The sequence below is a fragment of the Microbacterium resistens NBRC 103078 genome (assembly GCF_001552355.1).
Classification (GTDB): Bacteria; Actinomycetota; Actinomycetes; order Actinomycetales; family Microbacteriaceae; genus Microbacterium; species Microbacterium resistens.
Map to the genome: position 1 here is coordinate 31,795 of NZ_BCRA01000033.1, position 23,202 is coordinate 54,996.

Below are 23,202 nucleotides of genomic sequence, written 5' to 3' on the forward strand. Positions count from 1 at the left end.
TAGACTCGGAACATGCCCGTGACCCTGGAGACCCGGCTGGACGCCGCGGTCGGCGCGACCAACGCCAAGGCGCTGGAGAAGGCGTTCGGGATGCAGACCGTCGCCGATCTGCTGTCGCACTATCCGCGGCGCTATGCGAGCCGGGGCGAGCTGACGCCGATCCTCGACCTGCCCGTGGGGGAGACCGTCACCATCGTGGCCGAGGTGATGAGCGTGTCCGTGCGGGACATGCGCAACCGCCGAGGCGCGATGATGGAGGTCACGATCGGCGACGGCATCGGACGCATGTCGCTCACGTTCTTCGGCAAGCACCGCGGCCAGCTCGAGTGGCGGGAGAAGGAGCTGCGTCTGGGGCGCCGGGGCGTCTTCTCCGGCAAGGTGGGCCGTTACAAGGGCGTCACGCAGTTCGCCCATCCGCAGTACGAGCTGTTCGACGACGAGCTCGAGGCGCGCACCAAGGCGGACAAGGTCGTCACGCGGCCGATCCCCCTGTATCCCGCCACGTCGGCTCTGGCGACGTGGCAGATCGAGAAGATGGTCGCCGTCGTCCTGGACGAGCTCGGTCCCGTGCCGGACCCGTTGCCGGAGGACCTGCGGCGGGAGGAGCACCTGCTCGACGCCCGGGCGGCCTTGGAGCAGGTGCACCGGCCGCGGACGCGGGACGAGATCGAGCCCGCTCTGCGGACGCTGCGGATGCACGAGGCGCTCACGATGCAGACGGCGCTGCTCGAGCAGCGGGGCGTCGTCCGGAGCCTGCCGGCCACGCGGCGTGAGGCGCGGCCCGGAGGACTGCGGGAGCGCTTCGACGCCGCGTTGCCGTTCTCTCTCACCGCCGACCAGGAGGCGGTCGGCGCGGTGATCGAGCGGGATCTCGTCGGCGGCGCGCCCATGAACCGTCTGATCCAGGGCGAGGTCGGGTCGGGCAAGACGCTCGTGGCGCTGCGGGCCATGCTCCAGGTGGCCGAGTCGGGCGGTCAGTCGGCGCTGATCGCGCCGACGGAGGTCCTCGCCGCCCAGCATCTGCGATCGATCACCAAGATGCTCGGACCGGAGCTGGCGCCGCAGCTGATGCCGACGCTCCTCACCGGGCAGATGTCCGCACCCGAACGACGCAAGGCCGCCCTCCGGGTGGCCTCCGGCCAGGCGCTCATCGTGGTCGGCACGCATGCGCTCCTCGGGGAGAAGACGACGTTCGCGGACCTCGGCCTCGTGGTGGTCGACGAGCAGCATCGGTTCGGGGTCGAGCAGCGCGAGGCGCTTCGCGCCAAGGGAGCGAGTCCGCACGCCCTCGTCCTCACCGCCACCCCGATCCCGCGGACGGTCGCGATGACGGTCTTCGGCGACCTGGACACGTCGGTCATCCGCACCATGCCCGAGGGACGCGCGGGGATCGAGACGCACGTGGCACCGCTGGCCGATCACCCCGGCTGGTTCGCCCGCGTCTGGGAGCGTGCCGCGGAGGAGGTCGCTCAGGGGCGACAGGTGTTCGCGGTGTGCGCTGCGATCGACACCGAGAAGGACACCGTCGAAGCAGGGGAGGCCGAGCCCGAGATCGAGGGCGAGGCGCCGACGGGCCCGCGCTGGGGCGTCGTGCAGCTCCTCGCCGCCCTGGAGACGCATCCCCGCGTGGGGCGGCTGCGGCTCGCGGGGCTGCACGGGCGGATGCCGGCCGAGGAGAAGGACGCCGTGATGCGGTCGTTCGCCCGCGGTGAGATCGACGTGCTCGTGGCGACGACCGTGATCGAGGTCGGGGTCGACGTGCCGAACGCCTCGACCATGATCGTCCATGACGCCGACCGCTTCGGGGTCTCGCAGCTGCATCAGCTCCGCGGCCGCGTCGGACGCGGGAGCGTTCCGGGGCTGTGCCTGCTCGTCACCGAGGCGGAGCAGGGCACGCCCGCCCGAGACCGGGTCGAGGCGGTCGCGGCGACGCTGGACGGATTCGCCCTGGCGGAGGTCGACCTGGAGCTCCGCGGCGAGGGCGACGTCCTCGGGGCGCGGCAGTCCGGCGCCCGATCGTCCCTCAAGCTCCTCCGCGTCATCAAGGACGAGGAGCTGATCGTGCGGGCCAGGCAGATCGCGGAGGAGATCCTCAGCGGGGATCCGGGGCTCCAGCAGCATCCCGGCTTGCGACAGGCGATCGATCGCCGGCTCAGCGACGAGGACCGCGCCGCCCTGGCGAAGAACTGAGCGTGGGGCGAGGACGCGTCACGACCGGTGACGACCCCGTTAGGCTGGACGGATGCGGTGCACTGACCGAACGAAGGAGTCGAAGTGAGCAGCCGGATCGCCGTCGTCCCGGGTTCCTTCGATCCGCCCACTCTGGGGCACCTCGACGTCATCCGTCGAGCCGCCGCGCTGTATGACGAGCTGCACGTGCTCGTCGTGCACAACCCCGACAAGCAGGCCATGCTGCCGGTGGCCCAGCGGCTCTCGCTCCTGGAGGAGTCGATCGCGGAGGCGGGGGTCGCCGGCCAGGTCATCGTCGGCTCCTGGAGCATGGGGCTCCTGGTGGACTACGCGCGCGATGTCGGCGCGGGAGTGCTCGTCAAGGGCATCCGCTCGCAGGTCGACGTGGCGTACGAGTCGCCCATGGCCATCGTGAACCGCCACCTCGCCGACATCGAGACCGTGTTCCTGCTGCCGGACCCGGCGCACGCGCTGGTCTCCAGCTCGCTGGTCCGTCAGGTGGCGGCGCTCGGCGGCGACGTGTCGCCGTTCGTCCCGGCGCCGGTCGCGCGGTTCCTGGACACCGGCGCACGCGGTCTCTGACCCCGGCCCGCACGCCGTCGGCTCCCGGTCCGGGACGCCGCGCGGCCGGTAGACTTGCGGGGTGAAGACGAGATTGAACGGACCGTTCGTGCTGCCCGTCCGCGACATCGTCCGACGCCCGGGCGAGATGCGCGAGCACGAGATCACCGTCGCCCTGCCCGAGCAGTGGGGTGAGGGGCTCGTCGCCGTCGAGGCCGGTACCGACGTGAGCGTCGACGTCCGCTTGGAGTCCGTGCACGAGGGCATCCTGGCCTCCGGAACGGTCGACTCGAGGTACCGCGGCGAGTGCAGCCGATGCCTGAATCCGATCGAGGAGCCTGTCGAAGTCGAGTTTCAGGAGCTTTTCGCCTATCCTGGAGAGGAAGCGAACGACTTCGAGGTTCAAGACGACCACGTGGATCTTGAAACTCTGGTCAGGGATGCGGTGGTTCTATCGCTCCCGTTTCAGCCGGTGTGCCAGCCGGATTGCCCTGGACTCGACCCCGAGACCGGTGAGCGGCTGGTCAGGAATGCCGGCACGGAGACTGTGGCTCCCATCGATCCTCGATGGAGCGCGCTCCAGCAGATCACGGACCAAGGGAGCGCGGCAGACCGTGCGCCCGAGAACACAGAAGGTAACTAGTCATGGCCGGTAACCCCCCGAAGCGCAAGGTCTCCCGTTCCAACACCCGCTCGCGTCGCGCGCAGTGGAAGGCCGAGGCTCCCGCGCTCGTCAAGACCGTCGAGAACGGCAAGGTCGTCTACAGCCGCCCGCACCAGGCCAAGGTCGTCACCGACTCGCAGGGCACCGAGCTCTTCCTGGAGTACAAGGGCCGCAAGGTCGCCGACGTCTGATCGCGTTCGAACGATCGTGACGGAGGTCCCTGGGGGGACGAGACCTCTCACCGAGACGCTCGGGGTCGAGATCGACCCCGAGCTTCTTGAGTTGGCGCTCACCCACCGGTCGTACGCGTACGAGCACGGCGGGATCCCGCACAACGAGCGGCTCGAGTTCCTCGGCGACTCCGTCCTGGGACAGGCCGTGACGGTGATGCTGTTCACCACGCTGCCGGATCTGGACGAGGGCGCCCTCGCGAAGCGGCGCGCCAGCGTGGTCTCCACAGTGGCGCTGGCGGAGGTCGCGCGGAAGATCGGTCTCGGCGACCATCTCCTGCTCGGCCGCGGCGAGGAGCAGACCGGTGGCCGTGACAAGGACTCGATCCTCGCGGACTCGATGGAAGCCGTGATCGGCGCGACCTTCCTGTCCGCGGGGGCGGAGGCCGCGACGGCTCTCGTGCTCCGGCTGACGGAACCGTTGCTCGCGGACCCGGAGCGGTACGGGGCTGCCATGGATCCCAAGACCAGCCTGCAGGAGATCGCGGCGCGTCTCGGCGCCACGCCGCCGCAGTACTCGGTCGAATCCGACGGCCCGGACCACGACCGGCGGTTCACCGCGACGGTCGTCGTCGGAGACGTCACCACCACCGGCGAGGGCAGCAGTAAGAAGACGGCCGAGATGGCCGCGGCGCTGCGCGCCTGGCACGTCCTCAGCGACCGTGCCTGAGCTGCCCGAGGTCGAGGTCGTCCGCGCCGGCCTCGCGCCTGCGATGACGGGTGCGCGCATCTCCTCCGTCGACGTCCTGGACGAGCGTGCGCTGACCCGCCACCTCCCCGGCGCGGCGGACTTCGTCGGACGCCTGGAGGGCGCGGAGGTCCAGAGCGTCGCCCGCCGGGGCAAGTTCCTCTGGATGCCGCTCGCCGCCTCCGACTCCGGCGACCCGGCGCACGCCGTGGTCGGGCACCTCGGGATGAGCGGCCAGCTCCTGCTGCGACGGCCGGATGCGGCGCCGGAGCGCCACGAGCGGGTGCGCATGATCGTCGAGCATCCGCGGCACGGGGAGCTCGCCGTCGTCTTCTCTGATCAGCGGACCTTCGGCTCCCTCGCGATCGATGCGCTGGTGCCCACGCCGGACGGCCGGGCCGCCGGCTGGGGGACCGACGCCGCGATGGTCCCGACACAGGTCGCCCACATCGCGCGGGACCCGCTGGATCCGGCGTTCGACGACGATCTGCTGCGCGCGGCGCTGCGCCGTCGGGGAAGCGCGATCAAGCGCGCGCTGCTGGACCAGACCCTCATCAGCGGCGTCGGGAACATCTACGCGGACGAGTCGCTGTGGGCCTCCCGGATCCATCCGGAGACCTCGGCCTCCGCTTTGTCGACCCCGGCCGTACGGCGCCTGATGGCCGAGGTGCGCGCCGTGCTCCACAAGGCGCTGGCGGAGGGCGGCACGAGCTTCGACGCCCAGTACGTCAACGTGAACGGCCAGGCCGGCTACTTCGCGCACTCGCTGAACGCCTACGGGCGCGGGGGAGAGCCGTGCCCGCGGTGCGGAGGCCCGATCCGTCGGGAGGCGTTCATGAACCGCTCCTCGCACTACTGCCCCCGCTGCCAGCGGCGCCGGTGATCCGGGTGATGACGGCCCGTGGCCTCTCGATACCCTGCTTGACCCTGACGTAACGTCAGGGCTGACGCTGGAGGCATGACCAGCGCGCTTCTCCCTCTTTCGCACGCCGAGGACCGCACGGACGAGACCGTGGTCCGCGACCCTCGGCACCCTGCGATCCGGCGCGTCGCCGACGTCCTCCGTTCTCGTTCCCCGCGTCCGCGCACGATCGTCGTGGACGACGAGGAGAACGTCGCGCAGGCGATTCGTGCGGGGGTGCGCATCGCGACGGTGTACGCGGCGGAGGGCCACGAGGAGGCCGGGCGCCGGGTCCACGCTCAGGCGCCGTCGGCCGCATTCGTCGTCGTCGCCGACCGCGTGCTGCGCGCGCTCTTCGGCAGCGACAAGCTGGTCCCGGTCTTCGCCCTGGCCGTGGCGCCGGCATCTCCCACCTGGGCCGGCCTGTCCCGGCGTCCTGGAGACGTCCTCGTCCTGGACGGCGTGCGCATCCCCGGGAACATCGGCGCGATCGTGCGGACGGCGTGCGCCTTCGATGTCGCAGGCGTCGTCCTCGTCGACAGCGGACTCTCCTCGGTGCACGATCGCCGGCTGATCCGCGCGAGCCGGGGGCTCGTGTTCTCGCTGCCGGTCCTGCGGACGACGGCGGCGGGTCTGGAGGGATTCCTCGCCGCCGAACGGATCCCGCTCGTGAGCCTCGCCGCCGACGCGGGCGCGCCGCTCAGCGGCGTGGCGGCGATCCCCGGTCGGATCGCGATCCTGATGGGTGCGGAGCGCCGCGGCGCCTCCCGCCGGCTCGACGGTCTCGCCCGGTGGCGGTACGCGGTGCCGATGACGGCGGGGGTCGAGTCGCTGAACGTGTCCGTCGCGGCCGGGATCGCGCTGTACGAGCGCAGCCGCGGGTGAGGCCGGAGCCGTTCGGGCCTCACCCCCGACGGCTGTGGGAGGGAGGGACCGCGCCCGAGGCGGGCACGGTCCCTCCGCTTCGTCGGCTCAGGCGGCGAACGAGCGCGACAGCAGGGGGCGGGTGGCGCGTGTGCTGACCCAGACGAGCCCGATGCCGGCGGCGAGGACGAGCGCGATCGTCAGCAGCGACACCGGCGCGGTGATCAGGGCGATCCCGAGCAGGGGGAAGATCAGCGCGGCCGCGCACAGCGCCGATCCCAGCGCCGTGAACAGCAGCGGCGACATGATCGCGCGACGCCGGGCGGCGTCCACGGTGTCGAGCGGCACGCCCAGGTAGTGCAGGCTGCGGTGGAGCTCCCTCTGGTCGAGGATGTCCGACGCCTGGGTCACCCCGACCGACGCGGCGACCATGAGGAAGGAGCCGACGAGGGTGATGATGAGCCCCGTGCGCATGTCGGTGACGAGGGCGAGGTCCTGCGCGGAGGCGTCGTCCGCGCTCATCGTGTTCATGAGCGCGACACCGGTTCCGGCGAACACGGCCATGAAGCTGGACATCGCGATCCCGCTGACCTGTCGCCACGCGGCCTTGGGGGAGTCGAGGACGATCCGCGCCGCCAGCAGCCGGTGCGGCGTTCGGGCCGTCCGGGCCTGTCGCCGCGCCGACACCTGCAGGAGCCAGGGGCCGAGAAGGTTCAGGACGACCAGTGCGACCGCGAAGAGCCCGCCGAGCACCGCGGTGATGATGAGCACGCCTCCGAGAGACGGGACGAGCTTGGCGAGGATCACTCCGCCGGCGATCACGATCACGCCGATCACGGCCCGGATCCAGTGCAGGCGGGGCGGGGTGGCGCGGGTCCGGACGCCGAGGGGCGAGATCACCACCTGACGCAGCCCGATGACCGCGCTCACCGTCGCGAGCAGGATCGTGCCGAGGCCGATCGCGGCCACGACGAGCGGGGACAGCAGGATCGCGTCCGTGCCGAGGGGCGCGCCGCGGAACGGGATCAGGGCGATCGCGGGAACGAGCGCGTAGGAGATGACGACGCCCACCGCGACGCCCGCGGCGGCGATCATCGTGGACTCGACGACGGCGACGACGCCGACGCCGGCCGGCGTCACGCCGAGCAGTCGCAGCGTGGACAGCCGCTCGTCGCGGCGACGGGCCGACAGGCGCGCCGCCGCACCGCCGAGCGTGCCGAGCGGCACCACGAGGAGGACCAGCGCGATGGTCGCGAGGAGCTGGTAGATCATGGCGTACTCGTCGTCCCATCGCCAGAACGCCTGCGCCCCGCCCACGACGGTGAGGATGAGCGCCGACACGATCGCGAAGGCGGCGGCGGGGATGAGGAGGGGGCCGAGGCTGCCGGGAGCCGGCCGCAGCAGCAGGCGGAGCACGGAGAGGTTCACGCCGCGACCCCCTGCGAGACGATCGCGCCGTCGCGGACGGACACGGTGCGGGCACAGCGGGCCGCGACCTGGGGATCGTGCGTGACGACGACCAGCGTGCGCCCCTGTCCGGTCGTCGACCACAGCAGGGCGTCCATGACCTCGCCGGACGTGACGGAGTCCAGCGCCCCGGTCGGCTCATCGGCGAACACGATCTCGGCGCCGGTGACCTGGGCGCGGGCGATGGCCACGCGTTGCGCCTGTCCGCCGGACAGCTCTCCGATGCGGCGGTCCTCCATCCCGGCCAGTCCCAGGGAGGCGAGCCACCCGGCGGCGTACTGCGTGGCCTCGGTGCGCGAGGTCCCGTTGATCATGGCGGCCAGCGCGACGTTCTCGATCGCGGTCAGCTCGGGGATCAGCAGGCCCTGCTGGAAGACGAAGCCGAACCGTTCCCGGCGCAGCCGCGACCGGCTCGTCTCGTCCAGGGCGCTCACCTCCACCGCGGCGCCGCCGCGGGGCTGGAAGGCGACGCGGCCGGCGTCGGGGGTGGTGATGCCCGCGAGGACGTGCAGCAGGGTCGTCTTTCCCGATCCGGACGCGCCCATGATCGCGACCGACTCGCCGGGGGCGATGCCGAGGTCCACGCCGGCGAGGGCTCTGGTCGTGCCGAAGGATTTGACGAGGCCCTGGGCCTGGATGACGAAAGGGGTCACTGCGGTGCTCATGCCTCCAGCCTCGTCGTCCGGCGGACGCCGATCGTCGGCCCGCAGAGGGAGATGGCGGGCGCCGTGTCATCCCGGAGGATGAGATCCGGGCGGGGCTCCGCGGCCCGCCCGGATCTCAGGAATCGAGGCGCTTCTGCCAGGCGGCGGCGAAGGACACGGCGGTGAAGCCGATCGCCTCGTTGATCGAGAGCATGGGCCGGTTCTCCTCCGCGTTGAAGGTGGAGACCGTCGGGGAGTGCGGAGCGAGCTCCCGCCAGCGCAGCAGGTTCTCGCACTTGACGATGGTCCCCAGCCGGTGACCCCGGTGATCGGCGTGCACGAGCGTGCCGTACTGGTGGGTCATGCCCGTGCGATCCCCGGCGATCACCAGCTCGTTGTACGCGACGAGGTCGCCCGACGGCACGTGCTCGACCGCGACGACGGAGACGAGCTGTCCGGCCTCGGCGAACTGCGCCTCGCGCCGTTCGACCCGGCCCGCATCCCACGACTCCTCATCGACGTGCAGCCCGCCGCTCGGGGCGTCCGTGGACAGCCGGGAGAGGATCGCCGCGTAGCGCTCGCGCAGTTCCGGCGGTGTCGGGCTCGTCCAGTGCCGCACCCGGTAGTCCTTGCCCGCGAACGCGAGGGCCTTATCGAGCCGCTCCCGGAGCGCCGACGGGTCGGCGCGCAGGTCGAACTCGCTGTTGCGCTCGACCTGTTCCAGGGCGTAGCCGTCCTGTTCCAGGAGCGACGCCAGGGGTGTGCGGGTGACCCGACCCCAGCCGGTGAGGGGCGTCAGCACCTCGACCGCGCCGGCGTCAGGCCGGTGCAGCGTCCAGGTCTGCAGCGCCGTGCGCCCGTGGCGCACGGCCTCCTCACCGGCCTTCCGCAGCAGCGCCTCCGGGGCGCCGGAGTCCCAGTGCTCGGGCGCGACGAGCAGATCGAACTCCGCCGCGGTCGCGCCGTCCTCCTGAGCGAGATAGACCGTGAGGAAACCGACGATCTCGTCGTCGCGCCGGGCCACGAAGCCCAGCGGCAGGACATCGGTGGTGTCATGCCACTCCGGGAGCATCTCGGCGGCGCTGGGCGCGAGCTCGGCGCGGCCGGCGTCCTGCGCGCAGATCCGCCGGTTGAGCTCGGCGTAGGCGAGGAACTCCGCGGCATCGGCCGCGTCGATCGAGGAGGGGACGACGAGCGGAGCGATCTCGAGCGTCGGGGTCGTCGCGTCGATGGTCATGTCAGTACCTTCTTCCAGGCGCTTTCGGCGGCGATGGCCGTGAAGCCGATCGCCTCGTTGATCGAGAGCATGGGGCGGTTCTCCTCGGCGTTGTACGTGACGACCGAGGGGGACCGCGGGTGGATGTCGCGCCAGGCCAGCAGGCCGGCGCACTTGACGAGCATGCCGAGGCGATGCCCGCGATGGGAGGACAGCACGAGGGTCTCTTCCTGATGGGTCGTGGCCGTGCGGTCGATGCCGATGGCCAGCTCGTTGAACGCGCAGAGCTCCCCGGTGCCGACATGCTCGGCCGCGGTCACGAGCACGGACTGGCCGCGCGCCGCGTACCGCTCGTCATGACGGACGACGCGCTCGGCGTCCCAGGCCTCCTCGGGCGAGGCGAGGTCGCCGCTCGGGGCGTCCGTCGACATGCGGGACTTCATCCACGCGTAGCCGTCCCGGCGCTCGGGCGGGGTGGGGAGCGTCCAGTGGACCACTCGGTACCCTTCCGCATGCGCCGCAGCGTCGGCAAGGAGCCCGCGCAGGTGCGGGATCGTGGCGTCGTCCCATGTCAGCATGCTGACCCGGTCGATCATCTCGATGGTGTGCCCGTGACGCGCGAGGAAGCGCGTCGCGTGGTCCTGCGGGACGCTGCCGAACCCGCTGGGGGACTCGAGGCGTGCGCCGTCCGCGTGGACGTCCGCGTGCTCGGCCCACAGCTGGAGCTCCCGTACGCCGTCTGCGCGCGCGACGCGCTCGATCTCGGCGTACGCGGCCGATCCGATGCCGCGTCCCCACACGTCCCGCAGCAGCGCGAGATACCACTGCGCGACGTCGGCGCCGCCGTCCTGGCGGATGTTCAGGACCGCGCACCCGATCAGGGCGCCGTCCTGCTCGATGCACCACTGCCGACGGACCATGTCCGCGCTGGAGTCGAGCAGCGGAAGGAGCTCCTCGGCGGTGAACTGGTCGTCACCGCGCCCCGAGGTCTCCCAGGAGCTCCGGTTGCGCACCGCGGCGTAGGCGTGCACGAGGGCGGTGGGGCCCTGACCCGGTGCCGGGAGGGGGAGCGGGTACATCCGCGCCCCCTCCGGCAGGGCGACGACATCCGCCGGATTGATCGGCGGCGCGTCGGCGAGGGTGTGGTCGATCATGATCGTCGTGCGATCCCTTCTGCGGACCTCGGGTCCGCGACGGCTCAGAACAGCTGGGGCGAGCGCGCGGCGTTGAGACGCCGGTGCTCGTACTCCGCGAGCACGCGCAGGCGTGCCTCGTGGCGCCGGTGCTGCTCGGCGGGGTCGGCGTCCCGACGGGCGTGCAGCACGAGCCACAGGGCGACGCGCAAGGCCAGGCGATCCGCGAGGGACAGGCGTCGGAGCTCGTCCTCGCGGGGGAACTCCACGGCCAGATGGTCGGTACCCGACACGGCGGGTCGGGACAGGTGCTTCGAGGGTTGATCCTGCGAGGCGGTCAGTGAGGTGTTCACGATTGTCGCTTTCGTTGGCGGTGAAAGGGCGCGCCGCCGGAACGGCGAAGCCGGCTGATCACGAGGACCGGGACCGGGGCGCGGTGGAGAGCGATCCGTGACGGATCGGAGAGGGGACCCGAAGAGGGGTCCGGGAGGCGCGGAGGATCGTGACGATCAGGGCGCGGTGGTGCGCAGTGCACCACGGACGGCGCCGTCCCGTGGGGAGGGCCGTACCCGGGCGGGCGGCGCGCTATGCGACCGCGGCGCGGGTGATGCCGGCGGAGATCGCCGCGATGGCGGTGACCCCGCGGAATGGGGTGAGTGTCGTCTGAGCGCGAAGCTTCATCATCATGTCGGCAACCTCCTTTCTCGGCTGTTCGGTTCGTCACGCTATCCGACCGCGCCGACGCGCGTCAAGCGAACACACAGGATTCGCTGACATCCGGGCGTTTCCGCGGTCGCGGCCGGGCGGCGTCGGATAGCGTATGGGCGTGATCCGACCCGGACGGCAGCCGCGCGCATGCACCTGAAGAGCCTGACCCTCAAGGGGTTCAAGTCCTTCGCGCAGCCCACGACGTTCGCGTTCGAGCCGGGGGTGACCTGCATCGTCGGGCCCAACGGGTCGGGGAAGTCCAACGTCGTGGACGCGCTGGCATGGGTCATGGGCGAGCAGGGGGCGAAGACGCTCCGCGGCGGCAAGATGGAGGACGTCATCTTCGCCGGGACCTCCTCGCGCGGCCCGCTCGGCCGTGCCGAGGTGCAGCTCACGATCGACAACAGCGACGGTGCGCTGCCGATCGAGTACGCCGAGGTGACGATCAGTCGGACGCTGTTCCGCAACGGGTCCAGTGAGTACGCGATCAACGGTGAGGGATGCCGGCTGCTCGACGTCCAGGAGCTCTTGAGCGACTCCGGGCTCGGCCGGGAGATGCACGTGATCGTCGGGCAGGGGCGCCTCGACACCGTGCTCCAGGCGTCTCCGGAGGATCGCCGCGGCTTCATCGAGGAGGCCGCGGGGATCCTCAAGCACCGCCGCCGCAAGGAGAAGACCCTCCGCAAGCTCGACGCGATGGAGGCCAACCTCACCCGGCTCAGCGACCTGGCCGGGGAGATCCGGCGTCAGCTCAAGCCGCTCGGGCGCCAGGCCGAGATCGCCCGCGAGGCCCAGACGATCGCCGCGGTCGTCCGGGACGCGAAGGCACGGATCTTCGCGGACGATGTGGTCGCGCTGCGCGCCGCGCTCGCCGACCACACCCGCAACGAGCACGAGCGGCATGCCGAGCGCGTCGTGCTGTCCGAGCAGTCCGACGAGGTGCGCGCGGAGATCGCCCGTCTCGAGGCGCTGCAGAATTCCGCCGCCGTGGACGAGGCCCGCCGTGTCGCCTTCGGTCTGGAGCAGGTGCAGGAGCGCATGCGGGGGCTGTTCACGCTGGCCAATCAGCGGCTCGCCCTCCTGGGCACCGAGGAGGACGATGCGGCCGTCACCGCCGTCACGGTGACGCAGGCGACGATCGACGAGGCGAAGGACGAGATCACCGAGATCGGCTCGGGGCTGGGTCACGCGCAGGATGCCGCCGAGGAGGCGGCGCGCGAGGTCGCGCGAGCACGCGCGGAGCTCGACGCGCTGGACGCCGACATCGCCGAGCAGAGCGCCCTCGTCTCCGCGCACGACATGCGGATCACCACGCTGCGCGGCCAGGCGGAGGCCGCGGCCTCGGCCCTGGCCGCGGTGCGCGGCGCCGTGCTGAGGCAGGAGAACGCGCTCGAAGCGGCACACGCCCGGCGCCGTGAGGCGGCCGAGGCGCGCGAGGCCATCGAGGACGGCGAGGCGCCCGAGGGAACGGCCGCCGAGCACACCGCTGCCTACGAATCCGCCCAGGCGGCCGTGACGGCCGCGGAGGCGGAGCTGGAGGGGCTGCGGGAGCGCCTGCACGAAGCCGAGCGCGAGGCCGACGCTCTCACGGCGAAGGCGGCCGCTCTCGGCAGCGCGGTCGCCGTGTCCGGGGGAGCGGCGGAGATCGTCCGCGCGGGCGGACCGGGCGTCCGCGGACTCGTCGGCGATGCCGTCCAGGTGCGCCCCGGGTACGAGGCCGCCGTCGCCGCGGTGCTCGGCCCCCTCGCCGAGGGCGTGCTCGTCGACGACGACGAGGCCGCCTTCCTGCTGGCGGCGGAGGCGATCGACGCCGGTGGCGTCGATCTGGTGATCGCGGAGCCCGGCGCGTCCGTCTCGCCCGCGGAGCCGCCCGCGATCGACGGCGCCACCGCGGCGAGCGAGGTCGTCACGGGCCCGCCCGGCATCCTCGGCGTCCTCTCCCACGTCCTGATCGTCCCCGATCTCGACGCCGCGCGGACGGTGCGGGCGGCCGCGGCGGCCCTTCCGGGACCGCCGGTCACGATCGTCACGCAGACCGGAGAGGTGCTCACCGCGCACACCCTCCGCGCCGGCGCGGCCGGGGAGCGCTCGCGTCTGGAGCTGATCGCGGAACGCGACGCCGCGGTCGAGAGGCTCGAGGAGGTGCGCGTCATCGTCGACACGCTCCGGAGCGCGCGGGCGGACGCGTCCGAGACCCTGGAGACGGCGCGCCGCACGGCGAAGGAGGCGCTGCGGACGCTGCGCGAGCACGACGCCGCGCTCGCCGCCCACACGGAGCAGGTGAACCGCGTCACCGTGAGGCACGAGTCCGCGATCGCCGAATGCGAGCGCCTCGAGGCCGGCCTCGCCCAGGTGCAGGCCACCGTCGCCGAGGCCGAGGCGAAGGCCGAGTCGGCCAAGGCCGATTTCGAGCAGGCGCAGGCGGCGCCGCGCCCGATCCTGGACGCATCCGCGCGCGACGGCCTGCTCGAGGCGCTCGAGAAGGCGCGCGAGGAGGAGCTGGAGGCGCGCCTCGGGATCGAGACGCTCCGGGAACGGGTCCGCGCGGCGCAGACGAGAGTCGCGACGCTGGAGCGTCAGCGCGAGCGTGAGCGGGACGCGGCGGCCGAGGCCGCCCGGCGGGCGGTGATCCGCCGCGCCCAGCGCGAGGCGGCGTCCGGCGTCGCCGCTGAGCTGCCCCGGGTGCTCGACTCGCTGGACCGCTCCGTCGCCGAGGCCCGGGTGGCCTTGGCGGCGGCGGAGTCCGCCCGCGCCGCACAGACCGAGGAGCTCACCGCCCTGCGCGCTCGCGAGACGTCGATCCGGGAGCGGCTCGCCGGACTCACCGAGAGCGTCCACGGGCTCGAGCTGCAGATCCACGAGAAGAAGCTGCACCTCACCAGCCTGCTCGAGCGCGTGTCCAGCGAGCTCGCGCTCGACGAGGATATTCTCGTTTCGGAATACGGCCCCGACCAGCCGGTTCCGCGGGATCCCGGGGACCCGGACGAATCCGAGGACGCCGCCGTTCCCTTCGATCGCCGGGTGCAGCAGCGCCGCCTCCAGGAAGCGGAGCGCAAGCTCACGCAGCTCGGGCGCGTCAACCCGCTGGCCCTGGAGGAGTTCGCCGCCCTGGAGCAGCGCCACGCCTTCCTCACGGAGCAGCTCGCCGACCTCACCAAGACGCGTCAGGATCTGCTGACGATCATCGCGGACCTCGACGAGCGGATGCAGACGATCTTCGCCGACGCCTTCGAGGACACGAAGACGGCGTTCGGCGAGGTGTTCCCCCTGCTGTTCCCCGGCGGCACGGGCAGCATCTCGCTGACGAACCCGGACGACCTCCTGTCGACCGGGATCGAGGTCGCGGTCCGCCCGGTGGGCAAGAAGATCGAGCGCCTCTCGCTCCTGTCGGGCGGTGAGCGCTCCCTGGCGGCCGTCGCGCTGCTGGTCGCGATCTTCAAGGCGCGGCCGAGCCCGTTCTACATCCTGGACGAGGTCGAGGCCGCCCTCGACGACGCGAACCTCGGGCGCCTGCTCACCGTCTTCGAGCAGCTCCGGGCGAGCTCGCAGCTGCTCGTGATCACTCACCAGAAGCGCACGATGGAGATCGCGGACGCGCTGTACGGCGTCTCCATGAGGCAGGACGGGGTGTCCGCGGTCGTCGGACAGCGCGTCGGCGACCGGGCACAGCGCGAGGCCGCGAACGCCTGAACCACGCCCTGCCCCGTAGGCTGGATCCCATGGCGGAGAAGTCCTGGTCCCTCACCCGTGCCCTGCGCGGCATGTTCGTCAAGCCCACCATCGACGAGACGACGTGGGAGGACCTGGAGACGGCGCTGCTGACGGCCGACTTCGGCCCCGACATCACCGAGCGCCTGGTGGACGAGCTGCGCGAGAAGGTGGAGAAGTACCGCACCACGGATCCCCGGGATCTGCAGCGCATGCTGCGCGAGACCCTCGAAGAGCACTTCGCCCGGTTCGACACCACCCTGAAGCTCACCGAGCGTCCCGCCGTGGTGCTCGTGGTCGGCGTCAACGGGGTCGGCAAGACCACGACGATCGGCAAGTTCACCAAGTTCCTCCGCAGCTACGGCCGATCGGTCGTCGTCGGCGCGGCGGACACGTTCCGCGCGGCGGCCGTCGACCAGCTCGCCACGTGGGCGCAGCGCGGCGGGGCGGAGATCGTCCGTCCGCAGCAGGAGGGTCAGGACCCCGCGTCCGTGGCGTTTCAGACCATCGAGCACGCCCAGCGCACCGGCACCGAGATCGTCCTCGTCGACACGGCGGGGCGGCTGCACACCAAGGGCGGGCTGATGGACGAGCTGTCCAAGATCCGCAGGGTGATCGAGAAGCAGGCGCCGATCAGCGAGGTCCTGCTCGTTCTCGACGCCACGACGGGGCAGAACGGCGTGATGCAGGCGGAGGCCTTCCTCGAGCACGCCGGGGTCACCGGACTCGTGCTGACGAAGCTCGACGGATCGGCGAAGGGCGGTTTCGTGCTCGCCGTCCAGGAGCGCACCGGCATCCCGGTGAAGCTGCTCGGGCAGGGCGAGGGGATCGACGATCTGACCGGCTTCACCCCCCACGTGTTCGTCCAGGCGCTGGTCGACGGCTGATCGGTCCGCAGACGCACCGGCGCGGGGGGTACCGCACCGCCCGGGCGACTGGTTTCATAGCCGTATGGCGATCGAACACGACTTCTTCGGACTGCTGTCCTCGGGCCCGGACGGATCGATCTTCTGGTCGGAGATCGTGGAGTTCGGGGATCAGGTCGTGACCGTGGATCTCACGGCGCCGGACCAGGACGACGTGTCGGCCGAGGCGCTCGACATCGCCGCAGCGCTGGTGTCCGGCATCGAGTCGGTCGACGGCAACGCCCGCAACGCCATGCTGTCCGAGGTCGACGATCGCACCAGCGAGGTGACGGAGTTCGTGCTGCAGCAGCAGGAGGCCTACGGCGACGAGCTGAACGACATCCTCGTCGACGTGTCCGGCGACGCCGCGGTCGACATCATCCGCTCGCTGCGTCTCATGAGCATGACGATCCTCGCCGACGAGCACGGCGGCACGGACCCGTTCGCGGTGCTGGAGTACGCGCTGGACGCCGATTCCACGGATGACGTGCTGCTGGTGAACTTCGGGTCCGACGGCTCGGTGCTCTCGGTGATGAGCGCGGACTGACTCGAGGGCCGGGCAGCCTCCCCCCGGTGGCCGCCCGACCGAGCCGGCGTCAGACCGCCTGTGCGAACCCGAGCTCCGCACCCTCCGCGATGTGCGCGAGGTGCTCGGGGATCGGACGACCCTTGGAGATCATCGACTGCGCCCAGAGGCGACCGGCCCGGTAGGACGAGCGCACCAGGGGTCCGGCGAGGACGCCGAGGAATCCGATGCGCTCGGCCTCCTCCTTGAACTCGACGAACTCCGCGGGCTTGACCCAGCGGGCGACCGGCAGATGCCTCGGCGACGGGCGGAGGTACTGCGTGATCGTGATGATGTCGCAGCCGGCGTCGTGCAGGTCCTGCAACGCCTGCACGACCTCCTCGGGCTCCTCGCCCATGCCGAGGATGAGGTTCGACTTGGTGATCAGCCCGGCCTCGTGGCCCTGCGTGATCACGTTCAGCGAACGCTCGTACTGGAAGGCGGGCCGGATCCGCTTGAAGATCCGGGGCACCGTCTCGACGTTGTGCGCGAACACCTCCGGCCGGGCGTCGAAGATCTGCCCGAGGAAGGCGGGATCGGCGTTGTGCTCGTTCGCGAGCAGCTCGACGCCGGTGTTCGGGTTCAGCGCATGGATCTGCCGCACCGTCTCGGCGTTCAGCCACGCCCCGGTGTCGGGGAGATCGTCGCGGGCGACGCTGGTCACGGTGGCGTAGCGCAGGCCCATGCGCCGCACGCTCTCCGCGACGCGGCGCGGCTCGTCGGTGTCGTAGTCGGCGGGCTTGCCGGTGTCGATCTGGCAGAAGTCGCACCGGCGGGTGCACTGCGATCCGCCGATCAGGAAGGTCGCCTCGCGGTCCTCCCAGCACTCGTAGATGTTCGGGCAGCCCGCCTCCTGGCACACCGTGTGCAGGTCCTCGCCCTTGACCAGCGAGTGCAGCGCCTGGTACTCCGGGCCCATCTTCGCCTTGGTGCGGATCCACTCCGGCTTGCGCTCGATCGGCGTCTCGGCGTTTCGGACCTCGAGCCGGAGGAGCTTGCGGCCCTCGGGAGCGGCGCTCATGCGGCGACCTCCGTCGCGTACACGGCGGAGAAGGCGTCGGCGACGGCTCCCGCCAGGTCGGCGGGGGAGGCCGGGCGGCCGCTCGCCTCGCTCACCGTCGTCACGCCGGCATCGCTGATGCCGCACGGGATGATGCCGCGGAACCCCGCGAGGGTGTTGTCGGCGTTGATCGCGAACCCGTGCATCGTGACACCCTGCTGGACCCGCACGCCGATCGCGGCGACCTTGTCCTCCGACAGCGGGCGGCGCACCCAGACGCCGCTGCGACCCTCGACCTGGTACCCGTCCACGCCGAAGTCGCGGAGGACGTCGATGAGCGTCCTCTCGATCCGCCGGACGTGCGCGACCACGTCCACCGGCTCGACGAGCCGGACGATGGGGTACCCGACGAGCTGCCCCGGCCCGTGCCAGGTGATCTTGCCCCCGCGGTCCACGTCGATCACGGGAGTGCCGTCCTGGGGGCGCTCGTGCGGCTCCGTGCGCTTGCCCGCCGTGTAGACGGCTTCGTGCTCCAGCAGGAGGAGCGTGTCCGGACGGGTTCCCGCGACGACCTCCGCATGGACGCGGCGCTGCAGATCCCACCCGTCGAGGTAGGGCACGAAGTCCGGCGCGAGGCCGACGGTCTGGATGTCGAGCATGGGTCCTCCGAACCGGAGCGGTTATTGGATCGAGTACAACAATAGCGTCCTTGATCGGTCGGGGCCTCGTGGCGCGGCGTGGCGATACGGTGAGGGGATGCACACGGACGCGCGATCCTCCGGGCGTCCGCGGGCGTCCTCCCGGGAGACGCTCGCGGAAGCGGCGTGCGAGCTGTTCCTGGAGCAGGGTTACGAGGCCACGTCGATCGCCGACATCACCCGTCGCGCCGGGGTGAGCCGATCCAGCTTCTTCAACTACTTCTCCTCCAAGAGCGACGTGCTGTGGTCGGGGCTCGACGAGCGGATCGACGCGGCCCTGGTGGCGCTGGGCGCCCTCGGGACCAAGGCCGACGGCCCCGGGGTGCGCGCCGCGCTGAGCGCTGTGATCCGGGACCTCGCACCGGACCCCCTCACCCTGGCGCTGCGCAACGCGTCCGCCATGGGCGTCGAGACCGAGCTGCGTCGCGACAGCGGCCTGCGCCACGCGACGCTCGCGGCGGGGGTCGCATCGGCCGCCCGCGCGGCGGGCGTGCCGGTGATCCCGGCCGACATCCTCGGCTCGGCATGCGCGACCGCCGTGCTGTCCGCCATTCGTGTCTGGGCCGAGGACGGTGCCGGGCAGGCCTCCCTGGAGGCCCGCTTCGACGAGGCCCTGCGGAGCATCCACGCCCTGCCCTGGGGTCCCTAGGCGCCGACGGGCGGGGCGCGTGCGCGCCTCCCGTAGAATCGAAGGCACCATGGCTACCTTCGGCACCCTCTCCGATCGGCTCACCGAGACCTTCCGCAATCTGCGCACGAAGGGAAAGCTGAGCGCGTCCGACGTCGACGGCACCGTCCGCGAGATCCGGCGGGCGCTCCTCGACGCCGACGTCGCGCTCGCGGTCGTCAAGGACTTCACCGCGAAGGTGCGCGAGCGGGCGCTCGGCGACGAGGTCAACAAGGCGCTGAACCCGGCGCAGCAGGTCGTCCAGATCGTCAACGAGGAGCTCATCGCGATCCTGGGCGGCGAGCAGCGCCGCCTCGCGTTCGCGAAGACGCCGCCGACGGTCATCATGCTCGCGGGGCTCCAGGGCTCCGGGAAGACGACCTTCGCCGGCAAGCTCGCCAAGCAGCTGGAGGGGGAGGGGCACACGCCGCTCCTCGTGGCCGCCGACCTCCAGCGGCCGAACGCCGTGAACCAGCTCCAGGTGGTGGCGGCGCAGGCGGGAGCGACGATCTTCGCGCCGGAGCCGGGCAACGGCGTCGGCGATCCCGTCCGCGTCGCGCGCGACGGCGTGGAGCACGCGCGCCGCCAGCAGCACGACGTCGTCATCATCGACACGGCCGGCCGCCTCGGCGTGGACGCCGAGCTCATGAAGCAGGCCGCCGACATCCGCAAGGCCGTGGACCCGGACGAGGTCCTCTTCGTCATCGACGCGATGATCGGTCAGGACGCGGTCAACACGGCCAAGGCGTTCCAGGACGGCGTGGACTTCACGGGCGTCGTCCTCTCCAAGCTCGACGGCGACGCCCGAGGCGGTGCCGCGCTGTCCGTCGCCTCGGTGACCGGTCGGCCGATCATCTTCGCCTCGACCGGCGAGGGGCTCGACGACCTCGAGCCGTTCCACCCCGACCGGATGGCGAGCCGGATCCTCGACCTCGGTGACATCCTCACCCTGATCGAGCAGGCGCAGCAGGCGTTCGACGAGGCCGAGGCGATGAAGGTCGCTGAGAAGCTCGCGACCGAGACCTTCACCCTCGAGGACTTCCTCGAGCAGATGCAGCAGCTCAAGAAGATGGGCTCCATGAAGAAGATGCTCGGGATGCTCCCGGGCATGGGCCAGATGAAGCAGCAGCTGGAGGACTTCGACGACCGGGAGATCGACCGGACCGAGGCCATCATCCGCTCGATGACGCCGGGGGAGCGCCGCAACCCCAAGGTCCTCAACGGCTCCCGCCGTCTGCGCATCGCACGCGGCTCCGGGATGACGGTGACGGACGTGAATCAGCTCGTGCAGCGCTTCGAGCAGGCGGCGAAGATGATGAAGACCGTCGCCCGCGGCGGCACCCCCAACATCCCCGGCATGGGGCCGGTGCCCGGCATGGGACGCCCCGGCGGCTCGTCGAAGCGAGGCAAGAAGGCCAAGAGCGGCGGGTCCCGTTCGGGCAACCCGGCCAAGCGCGCGGCGGAGAACGCGGGCCTCGCCGCGGCGAACTCCCAGCCGACGGGGACCGGCTTCGGCCTCGGCGGACAGAAGGCGCCCTCCGAGGCGGACCTCGCCGAGATCCAGAAGCTCTTCGGCAAGAACTGACCCGTTCGGGGTCCGATCCGGGGCGATCCGGCACTGTCATGCGCCCCGAATCCCCGCGCAGCGCCCCGAACCGACACGGAAAGGGCGGGACCGGATCGACCGGCCCCGCCCTTCGTCGTCGTCAGCGGACGATCACTTCACGTCGTCGTCGACCCAGTCCATGGACTTGGTGACGGCCTTGCGCCACAGGCGCAGCTGACGGTCGCGCTCGCCCTCGTCCATCGACGGCTCCCAGCGCTTGTCCTCCTGCCAGTTGGCAGAGAGGTCGTCCAGGCCGCTCCAGAAGCCCACGGCGAGACCCGCGGCGTACGCGGCGCCGAGCGCGGTGGTCTCGGCGACGACCGGCCGGACGACCGGGACGCCCAGCACGTCCGCCTGGAACTGCATGAGCGCGTCGTTGGCGACCATTCCGCCGTCGACCTTCAGCTCCGTGAGGTCCACCCCGGCGTCCGCGTTCACCGCGTCGAGCACGTCGCGGGTCTGGAAGGCGACCGCCTCCAGCGCGGCGCGCGCGATGTGGTTCTTGTTCGCGAAGCGGGTCAGGCCCACGATCGCGCCTCGGGCGTCCGGACGCCAGTACGGCGCGAACAGGCCGGAGAACGCCGGCACGATGTACACGCCGCCGTTGTCCTCGACCTTGTCGGCGAGCTCCTCCACCTGCGGGGCGGAGTCGATGATGCCGAGCTGGTCGCGCAGCCACTGGATCAGAGACCCCGTGACGGCGATGGAGCCCTCCAGCGCATAGTGCGTCGGCGCGTCGCCGAGCTTGTAGCCGACGGTGGTCAGCAGCCCGTTCTTCGAGTGGACGATCTCCTCGCCCGTGTTGAAGATGAGGAAGCAGCCCGTGCCGTAGGTGTTCTTGCTCTCGCCCTTGTTGAACGCGGCCTGACCGAACGTCGCCGCCTGCTGGTCGCCGAGGATTCCGGCGATCGGCGTCTCGCGCAGCAGCGACGAGCTCTCCGCCGCGCCGTAGACCTCGGACGACGAACGGATCTCGGGCATCATCGAGCGGGGCACGCCGAACGCCTCGAGGATGTCGTCGCGCCACTCCAGCGTCTCGAGGTCCATGAACAGCGTCCGCGAGGCGTTGGTGACGTCGGTGGCGTGCACGCCGCCGTTGACGCCGCCGGTGAGGTTCCACAGGACCCAGGAGTCCGTGGTCCCGAACAGCAGGTCCCCGGCCTCCGCCTTCTCGCGCGCACCGTCGACGTTCTCCAGGATCCAGGCGATCTTGGTGCCGGAGAAGTAGGTGGCCAGCGGCAGGCCCACGATCGGCTTGAACCGGTCGACCCCGCCGTCGGCGGCGAGGCGGTCGACGATCTCCTGCGTGCGGGTGTCCTGCCAGACGATGGCGTTGTAGACCGGCTTGCCCGTCGTCTTGTCCCACACGACGGCGGTCTCGCGCTGGTTGGTGATGCCCACCGCCGCGATGTCGTGACGCGTGAGGTGCGCGCGCGTCAGCGCGAGGCCGATGACCTCCTGGACATTGGCCCAGATCTCCGCGGCGTCGTGCTCGACCCAGCCGGCCTTCGGCAGGATCTGCTCGTGCTCCTTCTGACCCGTGGCGATGATGCTGCCCTTGCGGTCGAAGATGATGGCACGGCTCGAGGTCGTGCCCTGGTCGATGGCGATGATGTAGTCGGCCATGGTTCTTCTCCTTCGGGTTCGGGGATCAGGCGGCCAGGCCCAGCAGGACCGGAGCGAGCAGCGCGGCGATCGCACCACCGATCAGCGGGCCCACCACGGGGACCCACGAGTACGCCCAGTCGCTGGAGCCCTTGCCCTTGATCGGCAGGATCGCGTGGGCGATGCGCGGGCCCAGGTCACGCGCGGGGTTGATCGCGTAGCCGGTCGGGCCGCCGAGCGAGGCGCCGATGGCGACGACGACCAGCGCGACGGGCAGGGCCGTCAGCGGGCCGAGGCCCCCGGGGACGCCGACCTCGATGTCGCCGTAGTCGGCGAACGCGAAGATCGCGAACACCAGCACGAACGTGCCGATGATCTCGGTGACCAGGTTCCAGCCGTACGAGCGGATCGCCGGCCCCGTGGAGAAGACGCCCAGCTTGTTCGCGGGCTCCGGCTCCTCGTCGAAGTGCTGCTTGTAGGCCAGCCAGCACAGGATCGCACCGATGATGGCGCCGAGAAGCTCGGCTCCGGTGGCGACGGCGAACTGCGCGAAGCTGATCTTGTTCGCGATCAGCAGGCCGATGCCGACGGCGGGGTTCAGGATCGCGCCGGAGTATGCGGAGACCAGGACACCGGCGAAGACCGCCAGACCCCAGCCCCAGTTGACCATCAGGAATCCGCCGCCGAATCCCTTGTTCTTGACCAGGGCGACGTTCGCGACGACGCCGCAGCCCAGCAGGATCAGCATGGCGGTGCCGACGAGCTCTGACAGGAAGTAGAGCCCGAGGTTGACCTCAGTCATGTCTTCTTTGACCTTTCACGGGGCACCGACCCCTCTGCCGGTGCTGGGTGGGTGGAGCCGAATCGAGGGCGGCGTCCTGCGGCCCTCAGCCCCGGGCGGGGGAGGGAAGAGCGAGTCCGTGGCGCTCGTTCAGCAGCGCGCGGGTGCGGTCGACCTCGGCGTCGGTCCGGGCGCGGTCCCAGCCCAGCAGCGGCGCCAGGGCCGCCGCGAGCTGCTCCAGCACCGCTTCGTCGACATCGCCGGTGAACGCGAGGCTAGTGCGGCGCAGGACGATGTCGGCGAGGCGTACGACGAGCTCGTTCTCGACCATCCACTCCAGTTCCCGGGTGGAGACGGCGCCGCCGGCCAGGGGGGTGTCCGGGCCCTGCTCGATGTGCTCC

At 71.3% G+C, this 23,202-nt stretch carries 22 protein-coding genes; 12 read left to right on the forward strand and 10 right to left on the reverse strand.

Annotation, left to right across the window (positions count from 1 at the left end; translation table 11 throughout):
• Positions 1-12 precede the first annotated feature (12 nt).
• From MR1_RS07150 to MR1_RS07180, 7 genes are all read left to right on the forward strand, one after another.
• Positions 13-2,190 (forward strand): ATP-dependent DNA helicase RecG, encoded by a 2,178-nt coding sequence (locus MR1_RS07150; RefSeq protein WP_067244457.1) that lies wholly within the window; start codon positions 13-15, stop codon positions 2,188-2,190.
• 84 nt (positions 2,191-2,274) lie between these two features.
• Entirely contained in the window at positions 2,275-2,772 is a 498-nt protein-coding gene (gene coaD / locus MR1_RS07155; RefSeq protein WP_067244459.1) for a pantetheine-phosphate adenylyltransferase, read from the forward strand.
• A 73-nt stretch (positions 2,773-2,845) separates the two neighbouring features.
• Positions 2,846-3,394, forward strand: coding sequence for a YceD family protein (locus MR1_RS07160; RefSeq protein WP_067244461.1), 549 nt, complete (start codon positions 2,846-2,848; stop codon positions 3,392-3,394).
• A gap of 2 nt (positions 3,395-3,396) precedes the next feature.
• Entirely contained in the window at positions 3,397-3,606 is a 210-nt protein-coding gene (gene rpmF, locus MR1_RS07165) for a 50S ribosomal protein L32 (protein ID WP_050721097.1), read from the forward strand.
• A 16-nt stretch (positions 3,607-3,622) separates the two neighbouring features.
• Positions 3,623-4,315, forward strand: a complete 693-nt coding sequence (gene rnc / locus MR1_RS07170) for a ribonuclease III (protein WP_067244463.1) — start codon at positions 3,623-3,625, stop codon at positions 4,313-4,315.
• Positions 4,308-5,216, forward strand: coding sequence for a bifunctional DNA-formamidopyrimidine glycosylase/DNA-(apurinic or apyrimidinic site) lyase (gene mutM, locus MR1_RS07175; RefSeq protein ID WP_067244466.1), 909 nt, complete (start codon positions 4,308-4,310; stop codon positions 5,214-5,216). The genes rnc and mutM overlap by 8 nt, the downstream gene beginning before the upstream one ends.
• Before the next feature lie 75 nt (positions 5,217-5,291).
• The gene (locus tag MR1_RS07180) at positions 5,292-6,119 is read left to right on the forward strand and encodes a TrmH family RNA methyltransferase (RefSeq protein ID WP_067244469.1); all 828 of its coding nucleotides are present in this window, start codon (positions 5,292-5,294) and stop codon (positions 6,117-6,119) included.
• Between the two features lie 87 nt (positions 6,120-6,206).
• On the opposite strand, the gene MR1_RS07185 is transcribed toward MR1_RS07180, so the two are convergent.
• The 5 genes from MR1_RS07185 to MR1_RS07205 form a co-directional block, all read right to left on the reverse strand.
• Positions 6,207-7,526: an FtsX-like permease family protein gene (locus tag MR1_RS07185; RefSeq protein ID WP_067244471.1), complete on the reverse strand. Its 1,320-nt coding sequence runs from the start codon at positions 7,524-7,526 to the stop codon at positions 6,207-6,209.
• The gene (locus MR1_RS07190; protein ID WP_067244473.1) at positions 7,523-8,230 is read right to left on the reverse strand and encodes an ABC transporter ATP-binding protein; all 708 of its coding nucleotides are present in this window, start codon (positions 8,228-8,230) and stop codon (positions 7,523-7,525) included. Before MR1_RS07190 ends, MR1_RS07185 begins: the two co-directional genes overlap by 4 nt.
• Positions 8,231-8,345: 115 nt before the next feature.
• Positions 8,346-9,446: a GNAT family N-acetyltransferase gene (locus tag MR1_RS07195; protein ID WP_067244476.1), complete on the reverse strand. Its 1,101-nt coding sequence runs from the start codon at positions 9,444-9,446 to the stop codon at positions 8,346-8,348.
• Positions 9,443-10,579: a GNAT family N-acetyltransferase gene (locus MR1_RS07200; RefSeq protein WP_067244478.1), complete on the reverse strand. Its 1,137-nt coding sequence runs from the start codon at positions 10,577-10,579 to the stop codon at positions 9,443-9,445. Before MR1_RS07200 ends, MR1_RS07195 begins: the two co-directional genes overlap by 4 nt.
• 44 nt (positions 10,580-10,623) lie before the next feature.
• On the reverse strand, positions 10,624-10,911 hold the full coding sequence (locus MR1_RS07205) for a hypothetical protein (RefSeq protein WP_067244480.1): 288 nt from the start codon (positions 10,909-10,911) through the stop codon (positions 10,624-10,626).
• 502 nt (positions 10,912-11,413) lie between these two features.
• On the opposite strand from MR1_RS07205, the gene smc reads away from it, so the two are divergent.
• The 3 genes from smc (at position 11,414) to MR1_RS07220 (ending at position 16,426) form a co-directional block, all read left to right on the forward strand.
• Positions 11,414-14,956 (forward strand): chromosome segregation protein SMC, encoded by a 3,543-nt coding sequence (smc, locus tag MR1_RS07210; RefSeq protein ID WP_067244482.1) that lies wholly within the window; start codon positions 11,414-11,416, stop codon positions 14,954-14,956.
• 29 nt (positions 14,957-14,985) lie between these two features.
• Positions 14,986-15,861 (forward strand): signal recognition particle-docking protein FtsY, encoded by an 876-nt coding sequence (gene ftsY, locus MR1_RS07215; protein ID WP_067244485.1) that lies wholly within the window; start codon positions 14,986-14,988, stop codon positions 15,859-15,861.
• A gap of 64 nt (positions 15,862-15,925) precedes the next feature.
• Complete coding sequence (locus MR1_RS07220) at positions 15,926-16,426, forward strand: DUF2004 domain-containing protein (RefSeq protein WP_067244487.1); 501 nt, start codon at positions 15,926-15,928, stop codon at positions 16,424-16,426.
• 49 nt (positions 16,427-16,475) lie between these two features.
• Here MR1_RS07220 and lipA read toward each other — a convergent pair whose 3' ends face one another.
• On the reverse strand, positions 16,476-17,465 hold the full coding sequence (gene lipA / locus MR1_RS07225; RefSeq protein ID WP_067244489.1) for a lipoyl synthase: 990 nt from the start codon (positions 17,463-17,465) through the stop codon (positions 16,476-16,478).
• Positions 17,462-18,103 carry a lipoyl(octanoyl) transferase LipB gene (gene lipB / locus MR1_RS07230; RefSeq protein WP_067244491.1) on the reverse strand — a complete coding sequence of 214 codons (642 nt, stop codon included), beginning with the start codon at positions 18,101-18,103 and terminating at the stop codon, positions 17,462-17,464. Before lipB ends, lipA begins: the two co-directional genes overlap by 4 nt.
• Before the next feature lie 97 nt (positions 18,104-18,200).
• Here lipB and MR1_RS07235 point away from each other — a divergent pair, with 97 nt between their 5' ends.
• Together MR1_RS07235 and ffh are read left to right on the forward strand one after the other, a co-directional pair.
• Positions 18,201-18,791 (forward strand): TetR/AcrR family transcriptional regulator, encoded by a 591-nt coding sequence (locus tag MR1_RS07235; protein WP_067244493.1) that lies wholly within the window; start codon positions 18,201-18,203, stop codon positions 18,789-18,791.
• A 49-nt stretch (positions 18,792-18,840) separates the two neighbouring features.
• Positions 18,841-20,394 carry a signal recognition particle protein gene (gene ffh, locus MR1_RS07240; protein ID WP_067244495.1) on the forward strand — a complete coding sequence of 518 codons (1,554 nt, stop codon included), beginning with the start codon at positions 18,841-18,843 and terminating at the stop codon, positions 20,392-20,394.
• Between the two features lie 132 nt (positions 20,395-20,526).
• Here the strand turns inward: ffh and glpK are convergent, their stop codons facing one another.
• The 3 genes from glpK to MR1_RS07255 form a co-directional block, all read right to left on the reverse strand.
• On the reverse strand, positions 20,527-22,041 hold the full coding sequence (gene glpK / locus MR1_RS07245) for a glycerol kinase GlpK (protein ID WP_067244497.1): 1,515 nt from the start codon (positions 22,039-22,041) through the stop codon (positions 20,527-20,529).
• A 25-nt stretch (positions 22,042-22,066) separates the two neighbouring features.
• Positions 22,067-22,822, reverse strand: coding sequence for an MIP/aquaporin family protein (locus tag MR1_RS07250; protein WP_067244499.1), 756 nt, complete (start codon positions 22,820-22,822; stop codon positions 22,067-22,069).
• A gap of 85 nt (positions 22,823-22,907) precedes the next feature.
• Positions 22,908-23,202: glycerol-3-phosphate dehydrogenase C-terminal domain-containing protein (locus MR1_RS07255; protein WP_303621320.1), on the reverse strand; the 295-nt coding region annotated here is incomplete at its 5' end.